Here is a 17,586-nt window from a genome sequence, read left to right on the forward strand (position 1 = left end):
GCCAGGTCGCACAGGGAACTGGCCTCCCTCCCGGGATCGGACCACGCACAGGATGCGTGTCGCCACCCGGGGTCGAGTACGCCGGGGACCAGCTCGCCCAAGACCGTTCGGGGCGCGCGGCTGAACGGACTCACTCCCGCTCAGTCCACAGGAACGGTTGGTCTCAGCCCTTGGTGAGGATCGAGCGTCCGAAGAAGAGGAGGTTGGCGGGTTTCTCGGCCAGCCGGCGCATGAAGTACCCATACCAGTCCGTCCCGTAGGCGGTGTAGACGCGCATCCGGTGACCTTCGGCGGCGAGCCGCAGGTGCTCGTCGCTCCTGATCCCGTACAGCATCTGGAACTCGTACTCGTCGGGCTTGCGGCTCGCGCGCCGGGCGAGTTCCTGGGCGATGGAGATGAGGCGCGGGTCGTGGGACCCGATCATCGGGTACCCCTCGCCGTCCATCAGGATCCTCAGGATGCGGACGTACGCCTTGTCGGTCTCGGACTTCTGCTGGTAGGCGACCTCGGCGGGCTCCTTGTACGCGCCCTTCACCAGCCGTACGCGGCTGCCGCTCTCGGCGAGGCGGCGGGCGTCGGCCTCGGTGCGGTACAGGTAGGCCTGGATGACGCAGCCGGTCTGCGGGAAGTCCTTCCGCAGCTCCTCATGGATGGCGAACATCGAGTCGAGGGTGGTGTGGTCCTCGGCGTCGAGGGTGACCGTCGTGCCGATCGCGGCGGCCGCCTCGACGACGGGCCGGATGTTGGCGAGGGACAGTTCGTGACCGCCCTCCAGCGCTTGACCGAACAGCGACAGCTTGACGGACATCTCGGCGCGGGTGCCCAGTTCCAGCTCGCCGAGCCGCTCGACCAGCTCCAGATAGGCGTCCCGGGCGTGGGCGGCCTGCTCGGGGGTGGTGATGTCCTCGCCGACCACGTCCAGGGTGACTTCAAGACCCCGGTCGGTGAGGTCCTGGACGATCGGTACGACGTCGTCGACCGTCTCGCCGGGGATGAAGCGGTCGACGACCGGCCTGGTCACCGGGGCCGCCGAGATCAGTCGGCGCATCCGGTCGCTGCGTGAGGCGGCGAGAATCACGGGACCCAGCACGGGGCACCTCCACAAAAGGCCGGTAAACGGAGAACCACCGTGAAACCTAGGGATCCCTCCGATCGTGGGCCATCGACAGCTGTCACGCATCCGTGCCCCGGATCTCATACAGATGTCTGAAGGCGGCGGGGGTATGCGGGAGAATGCCCCCATGAGCCAGGCGAGCGGCGACCACCACGGCGACTACCAGGAGCTGGTGGACGACATCTCGGAGCTTCTCGGCGCCCCCGCGACGCTGGAGAACCGCGACTTCGAGCTGCTCGCCTTCGGCGCGTACGACAGCGAGGGCGAACTGGACGCGTCGGCGCTGGACCCCGTCCGCACCCGCTCGATCCTGACCCGGCGCTCGACGTCGGCGGTGCGCGTGTGGTTCGAGGGCTTCGGCATCACGCGCGCGAGCGGCCCGGTCCGCATCCCGCCCACCCCGGAGGCGGGGGTGTACCGGGGACGGATCTGTCTCCCCGTACGCCATCGGAGTGTCGTTCTCGGCTACGTCTGGCTGCTCGACGACGATCCGGGTCCCTCGGCGGAGCAGCTCACGGCGGCCATGGAGGTGACGGAGCGGATCGGCGCGCTGCTGGCGGACGACGCGCAGGCGGGGGCCGACCTGACCCGCGAGTTCCGGACGGTGCTGACCGCCGAGCGGGGCTGGCAGCGGGACATGGCGGTGGCGGCGCTGCGTACGGCCCTGGGGGCGCGCGGCGAGGGCCCGCACGCGGTGGTGTGCGTGGCGCCCTGGCCCTCGGCGGATCCGGACGACGCCCCCTCGGCCCGTACGGTGCCGCACGCGACGGCGGTGTGCACGGTGCCGTGGGGCACGGCGTCCCAGCACCTGGCGCTGCTGATCCGGCTGCGCGCGACGGACGTGCCCGCTCCGGCGCTCACGGCGGCGTCAAGGCTGCTGAAGGAGACGGAGGGCGCTGTCGCGGCGGGCGTCGGCGCACCGCGCACCGGCCTCGCCGGTCTGGGCGCCGCCTGGCAGGAGGCCTCGGCGGCGGCCCGTGCGGCCCTGGCTCAGCCGCACCTCGGCCCGGTCGCGGAGTGGGGCGCCATCGGCCCGTACCGTCTGCTCACGGCGCTGCCCCCGGACACGGCCCAGGATCCCGCCGTACGCACGCTGCTCGCCCCCGCCCACCAGGAACTGGCCCGCACCGCCGAGGTCTACCTCGACCGCGCGGGCCAGGCGGGCCGCACCGCGGCGGAACTGGGCATCCACCGCCAGACGCTGTACTACCGCCTGTCCCGGGTGGAGCAGCTGACGGGCCTGGACCTGGACGACGGCGAGGACCGCCTGCTGCTGCACATGGCACTGAAGGGCGCGCGGCTCCAGGGCGACCGGCCGGACTAGGGCTTGGCCGCCGCGATGACTCGACGGAACCCTTCGGTGAGCTGCTGCGCGGTCGGTGCCGTCGTCGGGTCGAAGACGTGCTGGCAGATGAGGCCGGTCATCAGGGCGTTGTAGAACTGCCCGACGGTGTCGACGTCGTCCTCCGGCACGTCCTCCTCCCTCCCGCCGAGGAACAGCGGGATGATGCCGCGTCCCGCCTCCCGCTGGGCCTGTGCCAAGTGCTCGCGGACGGTGGGGAGTTGATCGCCCATGGCCACGATCTCCATGCTCAGGCGCCACAGGGAGTCCGGCTGCTGCATGGTGTCGATGATGTTCGACCAGACCTCCTGGAACCGGTCGAGAGAGCCGGGCTCGGTCGCTCCGGCCGTCCCCGCGGCGGGGGTGAAGTCGTCGGAGAGCCCCTCCACCAGGGAGACGTACGCCTCCGCGAGGAGCTTGTCCTTCGAGCCGTAGTGGTAGCCGATCGACGCCAGGTTGGTCCCCGACTCCTTGACGATGTCGCGCGCGGTCGTGCGCACGAAGCCCTTGTCCAGCAGGCAGCGCTTGGCGCCTTCGAGCAGATCCTCGCGATGTCCCATGCGACCACCCTACCTCGCGATCCATACGAACGTCCTAGACAAACGAATTACACGAGCGTTCTAGACAACCGTTTAAGACGCCCGTACAGTCGCTGCCATGACCAACTCGACGAACCCGACGAGCTCGACCGCTTCCCCCGGCCTCCGCGCCGGGCGCCGCGAATGGACAGCGCTCGGTGTGCTGATGCTGCCGCTGCTGCTGGTCTCGATGGACGTCTCCGTCCTCTACTTCGCGGTCCCCTCGATCAGCGCCGACCTGGAGCCGACCGGCACCCAGCAGCTGTGGATCTTCGACATCTACGCCTTCGTCCTGGCCGGCCTGCTGATGACGATGGGCTCGCTCGGCGACCGCATCGGCCGCCGCAGGCTCCTCCTCATCGGCGCCGCCGCCTTCGGTGCGGGCTCGCTGCTCGCCGCCTACGCGAACAGCGCCGAGACCCTGATCGCGGCCCGCGCGGTCCTCGGCATCGGCGGCGCGACCCTGATGCCGTCGACGATGGCGCTGATCCGCACGATGTTCCGGGACCCGGGACAGCGCGCCAAGGCGATCGGTATGTGGTCCGGTGTGATGACCGGTGGTGTCGCCCTGGGCTCGGTGATGAGCGGACTGCTGGTCGAGTACTTCTGGTGGGGCTCGGTCTTCCTGGTCAACCTGCCCGCGATGGCACTGCTGCTGGTCCTCGGCCCGATCCTGCTCCCCGAGTCGAAGAACCCGAACCCGGGCCGCTTCGACCTCCTCAGTGTCCCCCTGTCGATGGCCGCCGTGCTCCCCGTGATCTACGGCCTCAAGGAGATCCCGTCGGAGGGCTGGCACACGCAGTACGTCCTCTCGGTGACCGTCGGCCTGTTCTTCGCGTACCTCTTCGTCCAGCGCCAGCGCACGGCCGCCTCACCCCTCATCTCCCCCGCGCTGTTCCGGGGCCGGGGCTTCGGCCCGGCCGTCGTGCTGAACCTGATCTCGGCGTTCGCGATGATGGGCTCGGCGTACTTCACCACGCAGTACCTGCAGTCGGTGCTCGGCAAGAGCTCCCTCGAGGCCGCGCTGTGGAGCCTGCTGCCGGCGGTCCTGGTCGGCATCGCCGCACCGCTCGCCGCCGCCCTGGTCCAGCGGGGTGTGGAGCGCGCCCACGTCGTCGCCGGCGGCTTCGCCACGGCGGCCGGCGGATACGGTCTGCTGGCCCTGGTCGGAACGGACTCGATGTGGCTGGTGCTGGGCGGCGCGGGAGTCCTCGCGGCCGGCATCGTCACCGTGATGTCGCAGATGATGGACCTGGGCCTGAGCACCGCCCCCGTCGACAAGGCGGGCGCGGCCTCCTCCCTGCTGGAGACGGGCGCGGAGTTCGGCGGCGCGCTGGGCATGGCCGTACTGGGCTCGATCGGTACGGCGGTCTACCGCCACGACATCCCGGCTTCGGCGCCCGCCTCGGCCCACGAAACCCTGGGCGGTGCCCTGGCAGTGGCCCACCGGCTCCCGGCGCGCACGGGAGACGCGCTGATCACGGCGGCCAGGGAGGCGTACACCCACGGAATGCAGGCGGCGGCGATCGCGGGGATGGTGCTCGCCCTGGGAGCGGCCGTACTGGCGGCACGGGCTCTGCGCGGGGTGACCGTACGGGAACCGGCCCCGGAGGACTGTCACATCTAGGGCAACGAAAAACGCCGGGTGAGCTGAGAAAACCTCAGCTCACCCGGCGTTCACGTACAAGCGCCGCCCAGGCATCTCAGCCCGTCCGGCGATTGAGGACGAGGCCGTTCAGGCCGAAGCGGGGGCCCGGGGGCGGCAGCCCCCGGGCGACGGTCACCTACACAAGGTTGACCGATCGAGCGGACGTCGCGCCGATCTCCTCGGCCACTTCCGCCAGCACGCCGGGGGCAACCGTGTCGTCGACGGTCAGGACGGCCAGCGCCTCGCCGCCCGCCACCGACCGGGAGACCTGCATCCCGGCGATGTTGATCCCCGCCTCACCGAAGATCCGGCCGACCGTGCCGACGACGCCGGGCCGGTCCGCGTACCGGTACACGACCATGTGGTCGGCGAGCGCGAGGTCGACGTCGTACTCGCCGACCGCGACGATCTTCTGGTGGTGCTTGGGACCGGCCAGCGTGCCGGAGACCGACACCTCCTCGCCGCTGCCGAGCGTGCCACGCACGGTCACGACGTTACGGTGGTCCGCGGACTCCGAGCTGGTCGTCAGCCGTACCTCGACGCCGCGCTCCTGGGCGAACAGCGGCGCGTTGACGTACGAGACGGTCTCGTCGACGACGTCCTCGAACACACCCTTGAGCGCGGAGAGTTCGAGCACCTTGACGTCGTGCTGGGTGATCTCGCCGTACACCTCGACGTCGAGGCGGACCGCGACCTCGCCCGCGAGCGCGGTGAAGATGCGGCCGAGCTTCTCGGCGAGCGGCAGACCCGGCTTGACGTCCTCGGCGATGACCCCGCCCTGGACGTTCACCGCGTCCGGGACCAGCTCACCGGCGAGCGCCAGCCGCACCGAGCGGGCGACGGAGACACCGGCCTTCTCCTGCGCCTCGTCCGTGGAGGCGCCGAGGTGCGGGGTGCAGACGACCTCGTCGAGCTCGAACAGCGGGGAGTCCGTGCAGGGCTCCTTCGAGTACACGTCGAGGCCGGCGCCGGCGACGCGGCCTTCCTTGAGCGCCGAGTACAGCGCCTCCTCGTCGACGATCCCACCGCGCGCGGCGTTCACGATGCGCACCGACGGCTTGACCTTGTGCAGCGCCTCGTCACCGATGAGACCGACCGTCTCGGGGGTCTTGGGCAGGTGCACGGTGATGAAGTCGGAGACTTCCAGCAGCTCGTCGAGGGTGAGGACCTTCACGCCCATCTGCGCGGCTCGCGCGGGCTGGACGTAGGGGTCGTAGGCGACGACCTTCATGCCGAACGCCGACATGCGCTGGGCGACCAGCGCGCCGATCCGGCCGAGGCCGACGACACCGAGGGTCTTCTCGGCCAGCTCGACGCCGGTGTACTTCGAGCGCTTCCACTCGCCGTTCTTCAGCGCGGAGTTGGCCTGCGGGATGTGCCGCGCGGTGGCCAGCAGCAGACCGCAGGCCAGCTCGGCGGCGGTGACGATGTTCGAGGTCGGGGCGTTGACGACCATCACGCCGGCCTTGGTGGCGGCGGCGACGTCCACGTTGTCCAGGCCGACGCCGGCTCGTGCGACGACCTTCAGTTTGCGGGCGGCGGCGACCGCCTCCGCGTCGACCTTGGTGGCCGAGCGGATCAGGATCGCGTCGACGTCGGCGATGGCCGGGAGCAGTTCGGCTCGGTCCGCTCCGTTGCAGTGCCGGATCTCGAAGTCCGGGCCGAGCGCGTCGACGGTCGCGGGCGACAGCTCTTCAGCGATGAGTACGACAGGTTTCGAGCTCACGTGTGTCCTCACTCAGTCCTATGCGGACGGCCGTCCCGACGGCCGCAGGCGGTGGAGGGTGCTACCGCGTGGAAGACGCACGACGCTGTGGGCCTGACGCGAAGGTAGTACGGCAGTGTAGTGGCGCGGCGAGGGCGTCCTCACGCCAGTGCGGAAGGATCACCCACACGTGCGGAACCCCGGGCAGACAGCCGGGCCGTGACACCGGTCGACACCGGAGTCACGGCCCGACCGACGGCGTCACGCCTCGTCGTTCACCCAGGACATGAGCTTGCGCAGCTCCTTGCCCGTGGTCTCCAGGAGGCTCTGCTCGTCCTGTGATTTGTACTCGTTGTACTTCTTCAGACCGCCGTGGTACTCGGCCATCCACTCACGCGCGAAGGTGCCGTCCTGGATCTCGGCGAGGACCTTCTTCATCTCGGCCTTGGTGGCGTCCGTGATGATCCGCGGGCCGGTGACGTAGTCGCCCCACTCGGCGGTCTCGGAGACCGACCAGCGCATCTTCTCCAGGCCGCCCTCGTACATGAGGTCGACGATCAGCTTCAGCTCGTGCAGGCACTCGAAGTACGCGATCTCGGGCTGGTAGCCGGCCTCGGTCAGCGTCTCGAAACCGGCCTTGACCAGCGCGGCCGTACCACCGCAGAGAACGGCCTGCTCACCGAACAGGTCGGTCTCGGTCTCCTCGGTGAACGTCGTCTTGATGACGCCGGCGCGGGTGCCACCGATGCCCTTGGCGTACGAGAGGGCCAGCGCGAAGGCGTTACCGGTCGCGTCCTGCTCGACGGCCGCGATACACGGAACGCCGCGGCCCTCCTCGTACTGGCGGCGGACGAGGTGGCCCGGGCCCTTGGGGGCGACCATGCAGACGTCGATGCCGGCCGGGGGCTTGATGAAGTCGAAGCGGATGTTCAGGCCGTGGCCGAAGAACAGCGCGTCGCCCTCGCTCAGGTTGTCCTTGATGGACTCCTCGTAGACCTGGGCCTGCAGCGGGTCCGGGACGAGGATCATGATGACGTCGGCCTCGGCGGCGGCCTCGGCGGGGGTCACCACACGCAGGCCCTGCTCCTCGGCCTTCGCCTTCGACTTGGAGCCCTCGTGCAGACCGACGCGGACGTCGACACCCGAGTCGCGGAGCGACAGCGCGTGGGCATGGCCCTGGCTGCCGTAACCGATGACCGCGACCTTGCGGCCCTGGATGATGGACAGGTCGGCGTCGGCGTCGTAGAACAGCTCGGCCACTTTGGGTTCTCTCCTTGGGTGCAGGTGTTGCGTCCCACCGTATGACGGCGGGCGGCAGTGAGGTTTCGGGGTCTCGGTATACGGGCGGCCGGTATCACCCGACCGCCCGAATCCGTGGTTACGCCGACCGGTCGAGGGCCCGCAGCGACCGGTCCGTGATCGAGCGCGCGCCGCGCCCGATCGCGATCGTGCCGGACTGCACCAGTTCCTTGATGCCGTACGGCTCCAGCATCTTGAGCATGGCGGACAGCTTGTCGCTGCTGCCGGTGGCCTCGATGGTGACGGCCTCCGGGGAGACGTCGACCGTCTTGGCGCGGAACAGCTGGACGATCTCGACGATCTGGGAGCGCGTCTCGTTGTCCGCGCGCACCTTCACCAGAACGAGTTCACGCTGAACGGCCGAGCCGGATTCCAGTTCGACGATCTTCAGCACGTTGACGAGCTTGTTGAGCTGCTTGGTGACCTGTTCGAGGGGCAGCGCGTCGACCACGTTCACCACGATGGTGATGCGGGAGATCTCGGGGTGCTCGGTGACGCCGACGGCGAGCGAGTCGATGTTGAAGCCGCGCCGGGAGAACAGAGCCGTGATCCGGGCGAGGACACCGGGCTTGTTCTCGACGAGGACGGAGAGGGTGTGCTTGGACATGTCTCTGGGGTCTCTCTCGCTCAGTCGTCTTCGTTGTCGCCGAAGTCGGGGCGGACGTCCCGGGCGGCCAGGATCTCGTCGTTGGAGGTGCCGGCGGCGACCATCGGCCACACCATCGCGTCCTCGTGGACGATGAAGTCGATCACGACGGGGCGGTCGTTGACCGAGTTCGCCTCCTCGATGACCTTGTCGAGGTCGTCCGGGGACTCGCAGCGGATCGCGTAGCAGCCCATCGCCTCGGACAGCTTGACGAAGTCCGGGACGCGGGTGCCCTTGGCGTCCGGATTGACGTCGTTCGGCCCGGAGTGCAGGACGGTGTTGGAGTAGCGCTGGTTGTAGAACAGGGTCTGCCACTGGCGGACCATCCCGAGGGCGCCGTTGTTGATGATGGCGACCTTGATCGGGATGTTGTTGAGCGCGCAGGTGGTGAGTTCCTGGTTGGTCATCTGGAAGCAGCCGTCGCCGTCGATCGCCCAGACCGTACGGTCCGGGGCGCCGGCCTTGGCGCCCATCGCAGCCGGGACCGCGTACCCCATCGTCCCGGCGCCGCCGGAGTTCAGCCAGGTCGCGGGCTTCTCGTACTGGATGTAGTGCGCGGCCCACATCTGGTGCTGGCCGACGCCCGCCGCGAAGATCGTGTCCTCGGGGGCGAGCTGTCCGATGCGTTCGATGACGCGCTGCGGGGAGAGCGAGCCGTTGTCGGGCTGCTCGTAACCCAGCGGGTAGGTCTCGCGCCAGCGGTTGAGGTCCTTCCACCAGGCGGTGTAGTCGCCGGTCTGGCCCTCGCTGTGCTCCTTCTGCACCGCCTGGACCAGGTCGGCGATGACCTCGCGGGCGTCCCCGACGATCGGGACGTCGGCGGCGCGGTTCTTGCCGATCTCCGCCGGGTCGATGTCGGCGTGGACGATCTTGGCGTGCGGGGCGAAGCTGGACAGCTTGCCGGTGACGCGGTCGTCGAAGCGGGCTCCGAGGGCGACGATCAGGTCGGCCTTCTGCAGCGCGGTGACGGCGGTGACCGCACCGTGCATGCCCGGCATTCCCACGTGCAGCGGGTGGCTGTCGGGGAATGCGCCGAGCGCCATCAGGGTGGTGGTGACGGGCGCTCCGGTGAGCTCGGCGAGAACCTTGAGCTCGGCGGTGGCGTGTGCCTTGAGGACACCGCCGCCGACGTACAGGACGGGCCGCCTGGCGGCGGTGATCAGCTTGGCGGCCTCGCGGATCTGCTTGGCGTGCGGCTTGGTCACCGGGCGGTAGCCGGGCAGGTCGTGCGCCGGCGGCCAGGAGAACGTCGTCTGCGCCTGCAGCACGTCCTTCGGGATGTCCACGAGGACGGGTCCCGGCCGGCCGGTCGAGGCGATGTGGAACGCCTCGGCGATCGCCTTCGGGATGTCCTCCGCCTTGGTGACGAGGAAGCTGTGCTTGGTGATCGGCATGGTGATGCCGACGATGTCCGCCTCCTGGAAGGCGTCCGTGCCGATCGCCTTGGAGTTGACCTGACCGGTGATCGCGACCAGCGGCACGGAGTCCATCATCGCGTCCGCGATCGGCGTGACCAGGTTGGTGGCCCCCGGGCCCGAAGTGGCCATGCACACGCCCACCTTGCCGGTGGCCTGCGCGTAACCGGTGGCCGCGTGACCGGCGCCCTGCTCGTGCCGGACGAGCACGTGCCGCACCCGCGTGGAGTCCATCAGCGGGTCGTAGGCGGGAAGGATCGTGCCGCCGGGAATGCCGAATACCGTCTCGGCCCCGACCTCCTCAAGCGAGCGGATGAGGGACTTCGCACCCGTGACGTACTCGGGGGCGGACTGCTGTCCTCCGGAACGGGGCCGCGGCTGCGGGTGACTGGCCCCGGTGGCCTGCTCGGTCATCGGCATTCTCTTCTCGATGCTGAGGGTTTTTGCGAGTTTTGTACGGTCTGCGTTGCTGTCCGACCGGTGCCGGTGCAACAAAAAACCCCTCGTGCCGTGAGGCAAGCGAGGGGAGCGCGCCGGGTGCGGTCGCTGGAAGTTCCGGGTCTGTCCGAAACCTTCACCAGCGTCAGCCGACGCGCTTTCCAAGTACGAGAATTCGGGTGCGCATAGGGTCGACCCTCCCCCCGGCACGCACCGACTGTCAAGTGGGTGGGACGGGAGTCTCATTATGTGAACGGAGGGCTGTTCCGCCTCCGAAAACAGCGGGCACACCTGTACTTGTGTACACCCCGGAACCGCCGCCCGCGAACGCGGGCTCGGCCGGTCCGTGCGGCACCGGATAGCGGCCGGTGGACAGGGCCCGGCGCAGCCGGTACTCGTCCAGCGGCCCGGAGAAGGCCATGCCCTGGCCGTGCGTGCAGCCCATCGCGCGCAGGGCGACCACCTGCTCCGGCAGGTCCACCCCGTCGGCCACGGACGGCAGCCCGAGGTCGGTGGCGATTCTGAGCAGTCCACTGGTGATCTTGCGCAGCTTCGTGGACTCGACGACACCCTCGACCAGACCGCGGTCGAGTTTCAGTACGTCGACGGGGAGCCGGCGCAGCGCTGTGATCGGCGCGTAGCCGCTGCCGAAGCCGTCCAGCGCGATCCGTACGCCGAGCAGCCTGAAGGCGTTCAGCCGGCGCTCCAGCTCGTCCAGGGAGACCCGGGGGTCGGTGTCCGTCAGCTCGATCTCCAGGGCGCCCGTGGGGAGCCCGTGGCGGGTCAGCAGGGTCTCGATCGATCCCAGGGGCAGGGAGCGGTCGAGGAGCCGCCGGGCGCTCATCCGGACGGCGACGGGCACGGCGAGCCCGGTCGCGGCGCGTTCGGCGGCCTGTTCGACGGCCTCCTCCAGCGTCCAGCGGTCCAGCTCGGCGGTCTTGTCGCTGTCCCCGGTGACGCGCAGGAACTCGGCGGGCGTGAAGAGGACGCCCTGGGAGGAGCGCCAGCGCGCCTGGGCGGAGACCGAGGTGATCCGGCCGCTCTCCAGCGCCACCACGGGCTGGTGCAGCAGCGCGAACTCGCCGTCGTGCAGGGCGGCACGCAGGCGCGTGGCCAGCTCCGCCTTCCGTACGACGTCCTGCTGCATCTGGGGCGCGTACAGCTCTACGCGGCCCTTGCCGGAGGCCTTGGCGCGGTACATCGCCAGGTCGGCGTTGCGCAGCAGCTCGCCCGCGCCGAGGCCGGGTTCGGCGAAGGCGACGCCGATGGAGGCGTTGACCCGGACATCGTTGCCGCCGATGTCGTAGGGCTGCGAGAGGGTGAGCCGCAGCCTGTTGGCCAGTTCCCCTATCTGGCGTTCGCGTGCGGCACGGTCCCGGGTGCCGTCTCCGACGATCAGGGCGGCGAACTCGTCACCGCCGAGGCGGGAGGCGGTGTCCCCGTAGCGGACCGCGTCGTGGAGCCTGCGGGCGGCCTGGACGAGCAGTTCGTCCCCGGCCTGGTGCCCGATGGTGTCGTTGACGGCCTTGAAGCCGTCGAGGTCGATGAAGAGGACGGCCGTGCCGCGGTCGGTGGAGCGGCGGCCGGACAGGGCCTGCTGCACGCGCTGGGTGAAGAGGGCGCGGTTGGGCAGGTCGGTGAGGGGGTCGTGTTCGGCGTTGTGCTGCAACTGGGCCTGGAGGCGCACCCGTTCGGTGACGTCCCGGCTGTTGAAGATGAGGCCGCCGTGGTGCCGGTTGACGGTGGACTCGACGTTCAGCCAGCCTCCGTCGCCGGACTTGAAGCGGCACTCGATGCGGGTGGTGGGTTCCTCGCCGGGGCTGGCCGCGAGGAAGCGGCGGACTTCGTGCACCACACAGCCCAGGTCCTCCGGGTGGATGAGATGGGCCAGCTCGGTGCCGACGAGGTCCTCCGCGGACCGTCCGTAGACCCCGGCGGCGGCCGGGCTGACGTACCGGAGCATCCCGCTCGGAGCGGCGATCATGATGACGTCGCTGGAGCCCTGCACCAGGGAGCGGAAGTGGTTCTCCTTCTGGGCCAGTTCCTGGGTGAGGGTGATGTTGTCGAGCAGCATGATGCCCTGGCGCACGACGAGCGCGAGAACGACGCCACCCGCGGTGATGAGCACCACGCGGTCGGGGCTGCGGCCGTTGAGCACGTTGTAGAGGACGCCCAGCGTGCACACGGCGGCGGCCAGATACGGCGTGAGCGCGGCCAGCGAGCCGGTGATGGGCCGGGTGGCCGGATACCGGCTGTGATCGCCTCCCGGTGCGGGCGGCTGCCCCTGCCCGGGTACGGTGGCCCGGCCCTGGCGGGGTACGGGCCGGGGTCCCCCGGGCCCGCCCGGGTGCTGCCGCCCGGGGCGGTGTTCGTGCACCACGCGCGTGTGCCCGTCGGATCCGCCCGGGCCGCCGGGGCCGGACCGGACCCAGGGCGCGTACGCCAGGAGCAGCGAGCCCGCGAACCAGCCGGCGTCGAGCAACTGGCCCGAGTGGTAGTTGCTGTGCATCAGGGGCGAGGTGAACAGGGCGTCGCAGCCCACGGTCAGGGCGAGCGCGCCGATGGCGGTGTTCGCGGCGGAGCGGTTCACCGTGGAGCGCCGGAAGTGCAGCGAGAGCACCATGCTCACGAGGGCGATGTCGAGCAGCGGATAGGCGAGCGACAGCGCGGCGTGCGCGACGCTCGGCCCGTCGAACTTCGCCGCCTGGGCGAGGGCCAGGCTCCACGACAGGGTGAGCAGCGAGCCGCCGATCAGCCAGGCGTCGAGAACCATGCAGACCCAGCCGGCCTTCGTCGCCGGTCGCTTGGCGAGGACCATGAGTCCCACGATGGCGGGCGGGGCGAAGCACAGGAAGAACAGGTCGGCCAAGCTGGGGCTGGGCACATCCTGGTCGAGCACGATCTCGTACCAGCCCCAGACGAGGTTGCCCAGGGACGCCATGGCGGACGACAGCGCGAACAACAGCCACGCCAGTCGAAAGCGGATACGGCGGCGGGCGTAGACGAAACAGGACACGGCCGCGATGGCCGCGGCGGCGCTCAGCCCGAAGTCGCCCATGATGAGGGCGAGTCGGGGAGAGCCCCAGCCGAGCGCGGAGCCGACGGCGTATCCCGCGCAGACCAGGGCCAGTACGAGCTGCGCGACCATGCTCGTCCCTTCGCCGGAGACCGGCCGGCGGGCCAGCAGTGCCCCGGGGGAACTCACCGGACACTCCGGATCCGCGGCGCGCCGGTGTCCCGCGCGTCCCACTGTCCCGGGTGCGTGCGGGCTGCCGGGGGCGCGGTGTGCGCATGCCTCCGGCGACCGCTGTGCCGGCGGTGCTGATGTTGGCTGCCGTGGCCGCGTCTGCACGCGGCCGTGCGCCAGGGTCGCTGTCGGCGGCCCCGCCGCGTCGGATCGTTCGTCCATAGACCGTGCATCGCCCGTCGCCCCCCTCACAGTCTGAAATGTCCGTCCCCGGCGCCGAACGGTTCGCGGCGCAGCCCCTGTCGGGACGATACACCAGTCTCGTCACTCAGGGACATAGTTCCTCTACTCTCCGTGACGGCTCACGGCGGCAACGACACACCCCGCATACGGGGGAATGCGGAGGGTGCCCGAACCGGACTACGCGTCGACCGCTCCCGTCGTAAGGATCACGTTGCGCAGCGGCTCCTGGTTCATGAAACGACTCAGCTGGGCCACCAGCAGCCTCTCGGCGCGTGGCCGGAACGCGGAGGTCGGGCCGCCGACATGCGGGCTGATGAGCACGCCGGGCGCCTGCCACAAGGGGTGTCCCGGAGGCAGCGGCTCCGGATCGGTGACGTCGAGGGCGGCCGTGAGGCGCCCGGACTCCAGCTCGGCGAGAAGCGCCGTGGTGTCGACGACGGGCCCGCGAGCGACGTTCACGAGCAGCGCGCCGTCCTTCATCCGCGCCAGGAACTCGGCGTCCACCAGGCCTCTTGTCTGATCGGTGAGGGGCGTGGCGAGGATCACGATGTCGGCCTCGGGCAGGAGGGCGGGCAGTTCGGTGAGCGGATGCACCGGTCCGCGCGCCGTGGTGCGCTCAGAGCGCGCGACGCGCGCCACCCGCGTGAGCTCGAAGGGCGCGAGCCGGTCCTCGATGGCGGCGCCGATCGCGCCGTAGCCGACGATCAGGGCGCTCTTGTCGGCGAGCGCCGGCCGGAAGCCGCCCCGCCACTCCCCCTTGTCCTGCGCCCGCACGAAGTCGGGGATGCCACGCAGCGAGGCCAGGATCAGGGCGAGGGTCAGCTCACCGGTGCTCGCCTCGTGCACACCGCGCGCGTTGCACAGCCGTACGCCGGGGCGCAGATGCCCGAGCCCCGGCTGCACGTTGTCGACGCCCGCGGACAGCGTCTGCAGCACCTGGACGCGGGTCATCTCGGGCAGGGGGCGTACACAGACCTCGACGGACTTCATGTACGGCACGACGTAGAACGCGCAGTCGGCCGGGTCCCCGGGGTAGTCCTGATCGCCGTTCCAGAACAGGTAGTCGGGGCCTTCGGGCAGGCCCTCGATCTCCTCCGGCGGGATGGGGAGCCACACGTCAGCAGTCATGGTCACGAGCGTAGGCGAACCCCTGTGCGTACAGAGGTTAGGTTTGGGGTGCAAGGAGAGAGAGGTTCACGACCACGTGGAGCGCAGGACGATCGGCGCGGCGGCGCTCGAAGTGGGGGCCGTCGGCCTCGGGTGCATGCCGATGAGCTGGGCGTACAGCGCGTCTCGGCGGCGTGGCGAGGAGTCGGTGCGGGCCGTGCACCGGGCCCTGGACGAGGGCATGACCCTGCTGGACACTGCCGACATGTACGGCCCGTTCACCAACGAGCTGCTGGTGGGACGGGCGTTGCGGGAGCGGCGTGGGGACGCCTTCGTGTCGACGAAGGTCGGTCTGCTGGTGGGTGATCAGCACATCGTGGCCAACGGCCGCCCGGGGTACGTGAAACGAGCGTGCGACGCCTCGCTGCGCCGCCTCCAGACGGATGTCATCGACCTCTACCAGCTGCACCGCGCGGACCCTGAGGTACCCGTCGAGGAGACGTGGGGCGCGCTGGCGGAGCTCGTACAGGCGGGAAAAGTACGGGCGTTGGGACTGTCCGCGATGGGCGAGCCGCCCGGACGCCGGTCGGGGGCGCGGCCGCACGACGCGACGATCCGTCAACTGGAGCGGGTGCAGCAGGTGTTCCCGGTCAGCGCCGTGCAGGCCGAGCTGTCGGTGTGGTCGCGCGAGGCGCTGGACGCGCTGCTGCCGTGGTGTGCGGCGCGCGGGGTCGGCTTCCTGGCGGCGATGCCGCTGGGCAACGGCTTTCTGACCGGGACGCTGGTGCCGGGCGAGGGCTTCGAGCGGGAGGACATCCGCGCCCGCCACCCCCGCTTCACCGCCGAGATGACGGCCGCGAACCAGCCGATCGTGGCGGGTCTGCGCCGGGTGGCGGCTCGGCTCGGGCCGGACGTCACGCCGGGCCAGGTGGCGCTGGCGTGGGTTCTCGCGCAGGGGCGGCACGTGGTGCCCGTACCGGGGGCCAAGCGGGAACGGTGGGTGGCGCAGAACGCCGGGGCGGCGCGGCTGAGGCTGACGGCGGCGGACCTGGCGGAGGTGACGGGGCTGCCGAAGGCGCAGGGATCCTGGGACTGATCCCGGAATCGGGCTTCGGGGATCGGGAACTCGTGGAGCGCGAGCGGTGTATGACAAGGAGAACCCGTCGCGTCGAAGGGACCATGATCGTGCAACGTAGAGCTGTGACGGCCGTACTGGCCGCGGCCACGCTTCTGCTCGCGGCCGGCTGCTCCTCCGACGGGGGAGGGGGCGGTGGCTCGGGCGGCGGCGGTGACAGCGCGGCGCCGGATCGTACGAGTCCGGGCTCGTCCCCCTCCGCGCGGGCCACCGAGGACGTCCCGCCGGCCAAGGGCTCGGTGAAGGTGGTGCGCACGGTCACCGAGGGCCTGAAGTCCCCGTGGGGCCTGGCCCCGCTGCCGGACGGCGATCTGCTGGTCTCCTCCCGTGACGAGGGCACGATCACGCGGGTGGACACGGAGACGGGCAGGAAGACGGAGCTGGGCGAGGTGCCGGGCGTCTCCGCGGCCGGCGAGGGCGGGCTGCTGGGCATCGCGCTGTCTCCTTCCTTCGCGTCGGACCACATGGTCTACGCGTACTTCACGACGGAGTCGGACAACCGCGTCGCGCGCATGCTGTACGAGCAGGAGAAGCCCGCGGGCGAACAGCTGGGCGCACCGAACACGATCTTCCGGGGCATCCCGAAGGGCTATATCCACAACGGCGGCCGGATCGCCTTCGGCCCGGACAAGATGCTGTACGCGGGCACGGGCGAGAGCGGCGACACGGGCCTGGCGCAGGACAAGTCCTCGCTGGGCGGCAAGATCCTCCGTATGACCCCGGAGGGCGAACCGGCCCCGGGCAACCCCTTCCCCGACTCCCCCGTGTACTCGTACGGACACCGCAACGTGCAGGGCCTCGCCTGGGACGCGAAGCAGCGTCTGTTCGCCTCGGAGTTCGGCCAGGACACCTGGGACGAGCTGAACCAGATCAAGCCGGGCGACAACTACGGCTGGCCGAAGGCGGAGGGCGACAGCCGCGACCGCGCGTTCCACAACCCCGTCGCCGTCTGGCACACGGACGACGCCTCCCCCAGCGGCATCGCCTACGCCGAGGGCTCGGTGTGGATGGCGGGGCTCAAGGGCCAGCGTCTGTGGCGCGTCCCCCTGAAGGGCACCGAGGCCGCCGCCGACCCGCAGGCCTTCCTGAAGGGCGAGTACGGCAGGCTCCGTACGGTCGTGTCGGCGGGCGGCGACAAGCTGTGGCTGGTGACGAGCGAGACGGACGGACGGGGGTCGCCCGAGAGCGGGGACGACCGGATTCTGGAGCTTCAGGTGACCTGAGGCGAGCCCGGCTCCTCGGGCTGCTCCGTTTCCTCGGGCTGCTCCGTCTCCTCCGGCTGCTCGGACCGGCGTACGACGACCTTCCCGGACGCGAGGTCTATCGGCCCGCGTCCGGGGTCGCCGTCGCCGACGTCCTCGCGGGTCAGCTCCAGCCGGTTCTGTTCGTCGCGCTGGTGCTTGCGTCCCGGTGCGAAGAGCTCCTCGAACATGTTGAACACGAGGCGGCTCCCGGCTACTCGTCTTCGATGAGCGACTGGTCGAGGATCGCCACGGAGACCAGGATCAGGAAGGCGCGGTGAACCATGTAGTCGACGGTCAGGCCCGTGGCCACGGACACCACGCGGATGTCCTCGCCGCTCACTGCCTGCGACACCGGCGTGAAGGGGTCCTCAGCGAGCTTGTGGAGGCCGCGCTCCAGAAGCTTGCGCCGGTCCTCGGGAAGTGCGTCACGCTGCGCGGCAGCCCGCTCGGTGAACTCGATCTGGTACAACACAGCGCCTCCGCCA

General features: G+C 70.3%; 14 protein-coding genes. 4 read left to right on the plus strand and 10 right to left on the minus strand.

The genetic code is table 11. The features are described 5' to 3' along the window. Window positions 1-163: 163 nt before the first annotated feature. Window positions 164-1,090 (minus strand): proline dehydrogenase family protein, encoded by a 927-nt coding sequence (locus tag QA861_RS12535; RefSeq protein ID WP_334588408.1) that lies wholly within the window; start codon window positions 1,088-1,090, stop codon window positions 164-166. Between the two features lie 133 nt (window positions 1,091-1,223). On the opposite strand from QA861_RS12535, the gene QA861_RS12540 reads away from it, so the two are divergent. After that, on the plus strand, window positions 1,224-2,438 hold the full coding sequence (locus tag QA861_RS12540; RefSeq protein WP_334588409.1) for a PucR family transcriptional regulator: 1,215 nt from the start codon (window positions 1,224-1,226) through the stop codon (window positions 2,436-2,438). Here QA861_RS12540 and QA861_RS12545 read toward each other — a convergent pair. Continuing rightward, the gene (locus QA861_RS12545; protein WP_334588410.1) at window positions 2,435-3,016 is read right to left on the minus strand and encodes a TetR/AcrR family transcriptional regulator; all 582 of its coding nucleotides are present in this window, start codon (window positions 3,014-3,016) and stop codon (window positions 2,435-2,437) included. The genes QA861_RS12540 and QA861_RS12545 overlap by 4 nt on opposite strands. Before the next feature lie 97 nt (window positions 3,017-3,113). On the opposite strand from QA861_RS12545, the gene QA861_RS12550 reads away from it, so the two are divergent. Beyond that, window positions 3,114-4,661 (plus strand): MFS transporter, encoded by a 1,548-nt coding sequence (locus QA861_RS12550; RefSeq protein ID WP_334588411.1) that lies wholly within the window; start codon window positions 3,114-3,116, stop codon window positions 4,659-4,661. A 157-nt stretch (window positions 4,662-4,818) separates the two neighbouring features. On the opposite strand, the gene serA is transcribed toward QA861_RS12550, so the two are convergent. The 6 genes from serA to QA861_RS12580 all read right to left on the minus strand — a co-directional run bounded on the left by serA (window position 4,819) and on the right by QA861_RS12580 (window position 14,743). Then, window positions 4,819-6,408 (minus strand): phosphoglycerate dehydrogenase, encoded by a 1,590-nt coding sequence (gene serA, locus QA861_RS12555; protein WP_334588412.1) that lies wholly within the window; start codon window positions 6,406-6,408, stop codon window positions 4,819-4,821. 240 nt (window positions 6,409-6,648) lie between these two features. Beyond that, window positions 6,649-7,647 carry a ketol-acid reductoisomerase gene (gene ilvC / locus QA861_RS12560; protein WP_059073170.1) on the minus strand — a complete coding sequence of 333 codons (999 nt, stop codon included), beginning with the start codon at window positions 7,645-7,647 and terminating at the stop codon, window positions 6,649-6,651. Between the two features lie 118 nt (window positions 7,648-7,765). Continuing rightward, window positions 7,766-8,293: an acetolactate synthase small subunit gene (gene ilvN, locus QA861_RS12565; protein WP_006383584.1), complete on the minus strand. Its 528-nt coding sequence runs from the start codon at window positions 8,291-8,293 to the stop codon at window positions 7,766-7,768. Window positions 8,294-8,313: 20 nt separating this feature from the next. After that, window positions 8,314-10,161 carry an acetolactate synthase large subunit gene (locus QA861_RS12570; protein WP_334588413.1) on the minus strand — a complete coding sequence of 616 codons (1,848 nt, stop codon included), beginning with the start codon at window positions 10,159-10,161 and terminating at the stop codon, window positions 8,314-8,316. 244 nt (window positions 10,162-10,405) lie between these two features. Then, on the minus strand, window positions 10,406-13,333 hold the full coding sequence (locus tag QA861_RS12575) for a putative bifunctional diguanylate cyclase/phosphodiesterase (RefSeq protein ID WP_334590531.1): 2,928 nt from the start codon (window positions 13,331-13,333) through the stop codon (window positions 10,406-10,408). Between the two features lie 459 nt (window positions 13,334-13,792). Further along, complete coding sequence (locus QA861_RS12580) at window positions 13,793-14,743, minus strand: 2-hydroxyacid dehydrogenase (RefSeq protein ID WP_334588414.1); 951 nt, start codon at window positions 14,741-14,743, stop codon at window positions 13,793-13,795. A 76-nt stretch (window positions 14,744-14,819) separates the two neighbouring features. On the opposite strand from QA861_RS12580, the gene QA861_RS12585 reads away from it, so the two are divergent. Both QA861_RS12585 and QA861_RS12590 read left to right on the plus strand, forming a co-directional pair. Further along, complete coding sequence (locus tag QA861_RS12585; protein ID WP_334588415.1) at window positions 14,820-15,818, plus strand: aldo/keto reductase; 999 nt, start codon at window positions 14,820-14,822, stop codon at window positions 15,816-15,818. Window positions 15,819-15,901: 83 nt separating this feature from the next. Then, window positions 15,902-17,080 carry a PQQ-dependent sugar dehydrogenase gene (locus QA861_RS12590; protein WP_334588416.1) on the plus strand — a complete coding sequence of 393 codons (1,179 nt, stop codon included), beginning with the start codon at window positions 15,902-15,904 and terminating at the stop codon, window positions 17,078-17,080. Here the strand turns inward: QA861_RS12590 and QA861_RS12595 are convergent. Next, a complete protein-coding gene (locus QA861_RS12595) occupies window positions 17,068-17,298 on the minus strand; it encodes a DUF6191 domain-containing protein (protein WP_334588417.1) in 231 nt (76 codons plus the stop codon). The two genes, QA861_RS12590 and QA861_RS12595, sit on opposite strands and share 13 nt — an antisense overlap. A gap of 14 nt (window positions 17,299-17,312) precedes the next feature. Further along, window positions 17,313-17,573 carry a type II toxin-antitoxin system RelE family toxin gene (locus QA861_RS12600; RefSeq protein ID WP_334588418.1) on the minus strand — a complete coding sequence of 87 codons (261 nt, stop codon included), beginning with the start codon at window positions 17,571-17,573 and terminating at the stop codon, window positions 17,313-17,315. Between the last annotated feature and the right edge of the window lie 13 nt (window positions 17,574-17,586).

This window comes from Streptomyces sp. B21-083 (genome assembly GCF_036898825.1).
Classification (GTDB): Bacteria; Actinomycetota; Actinomycetes; order Streptomycetales; family Streptomycetaceae; genus Streptomyces.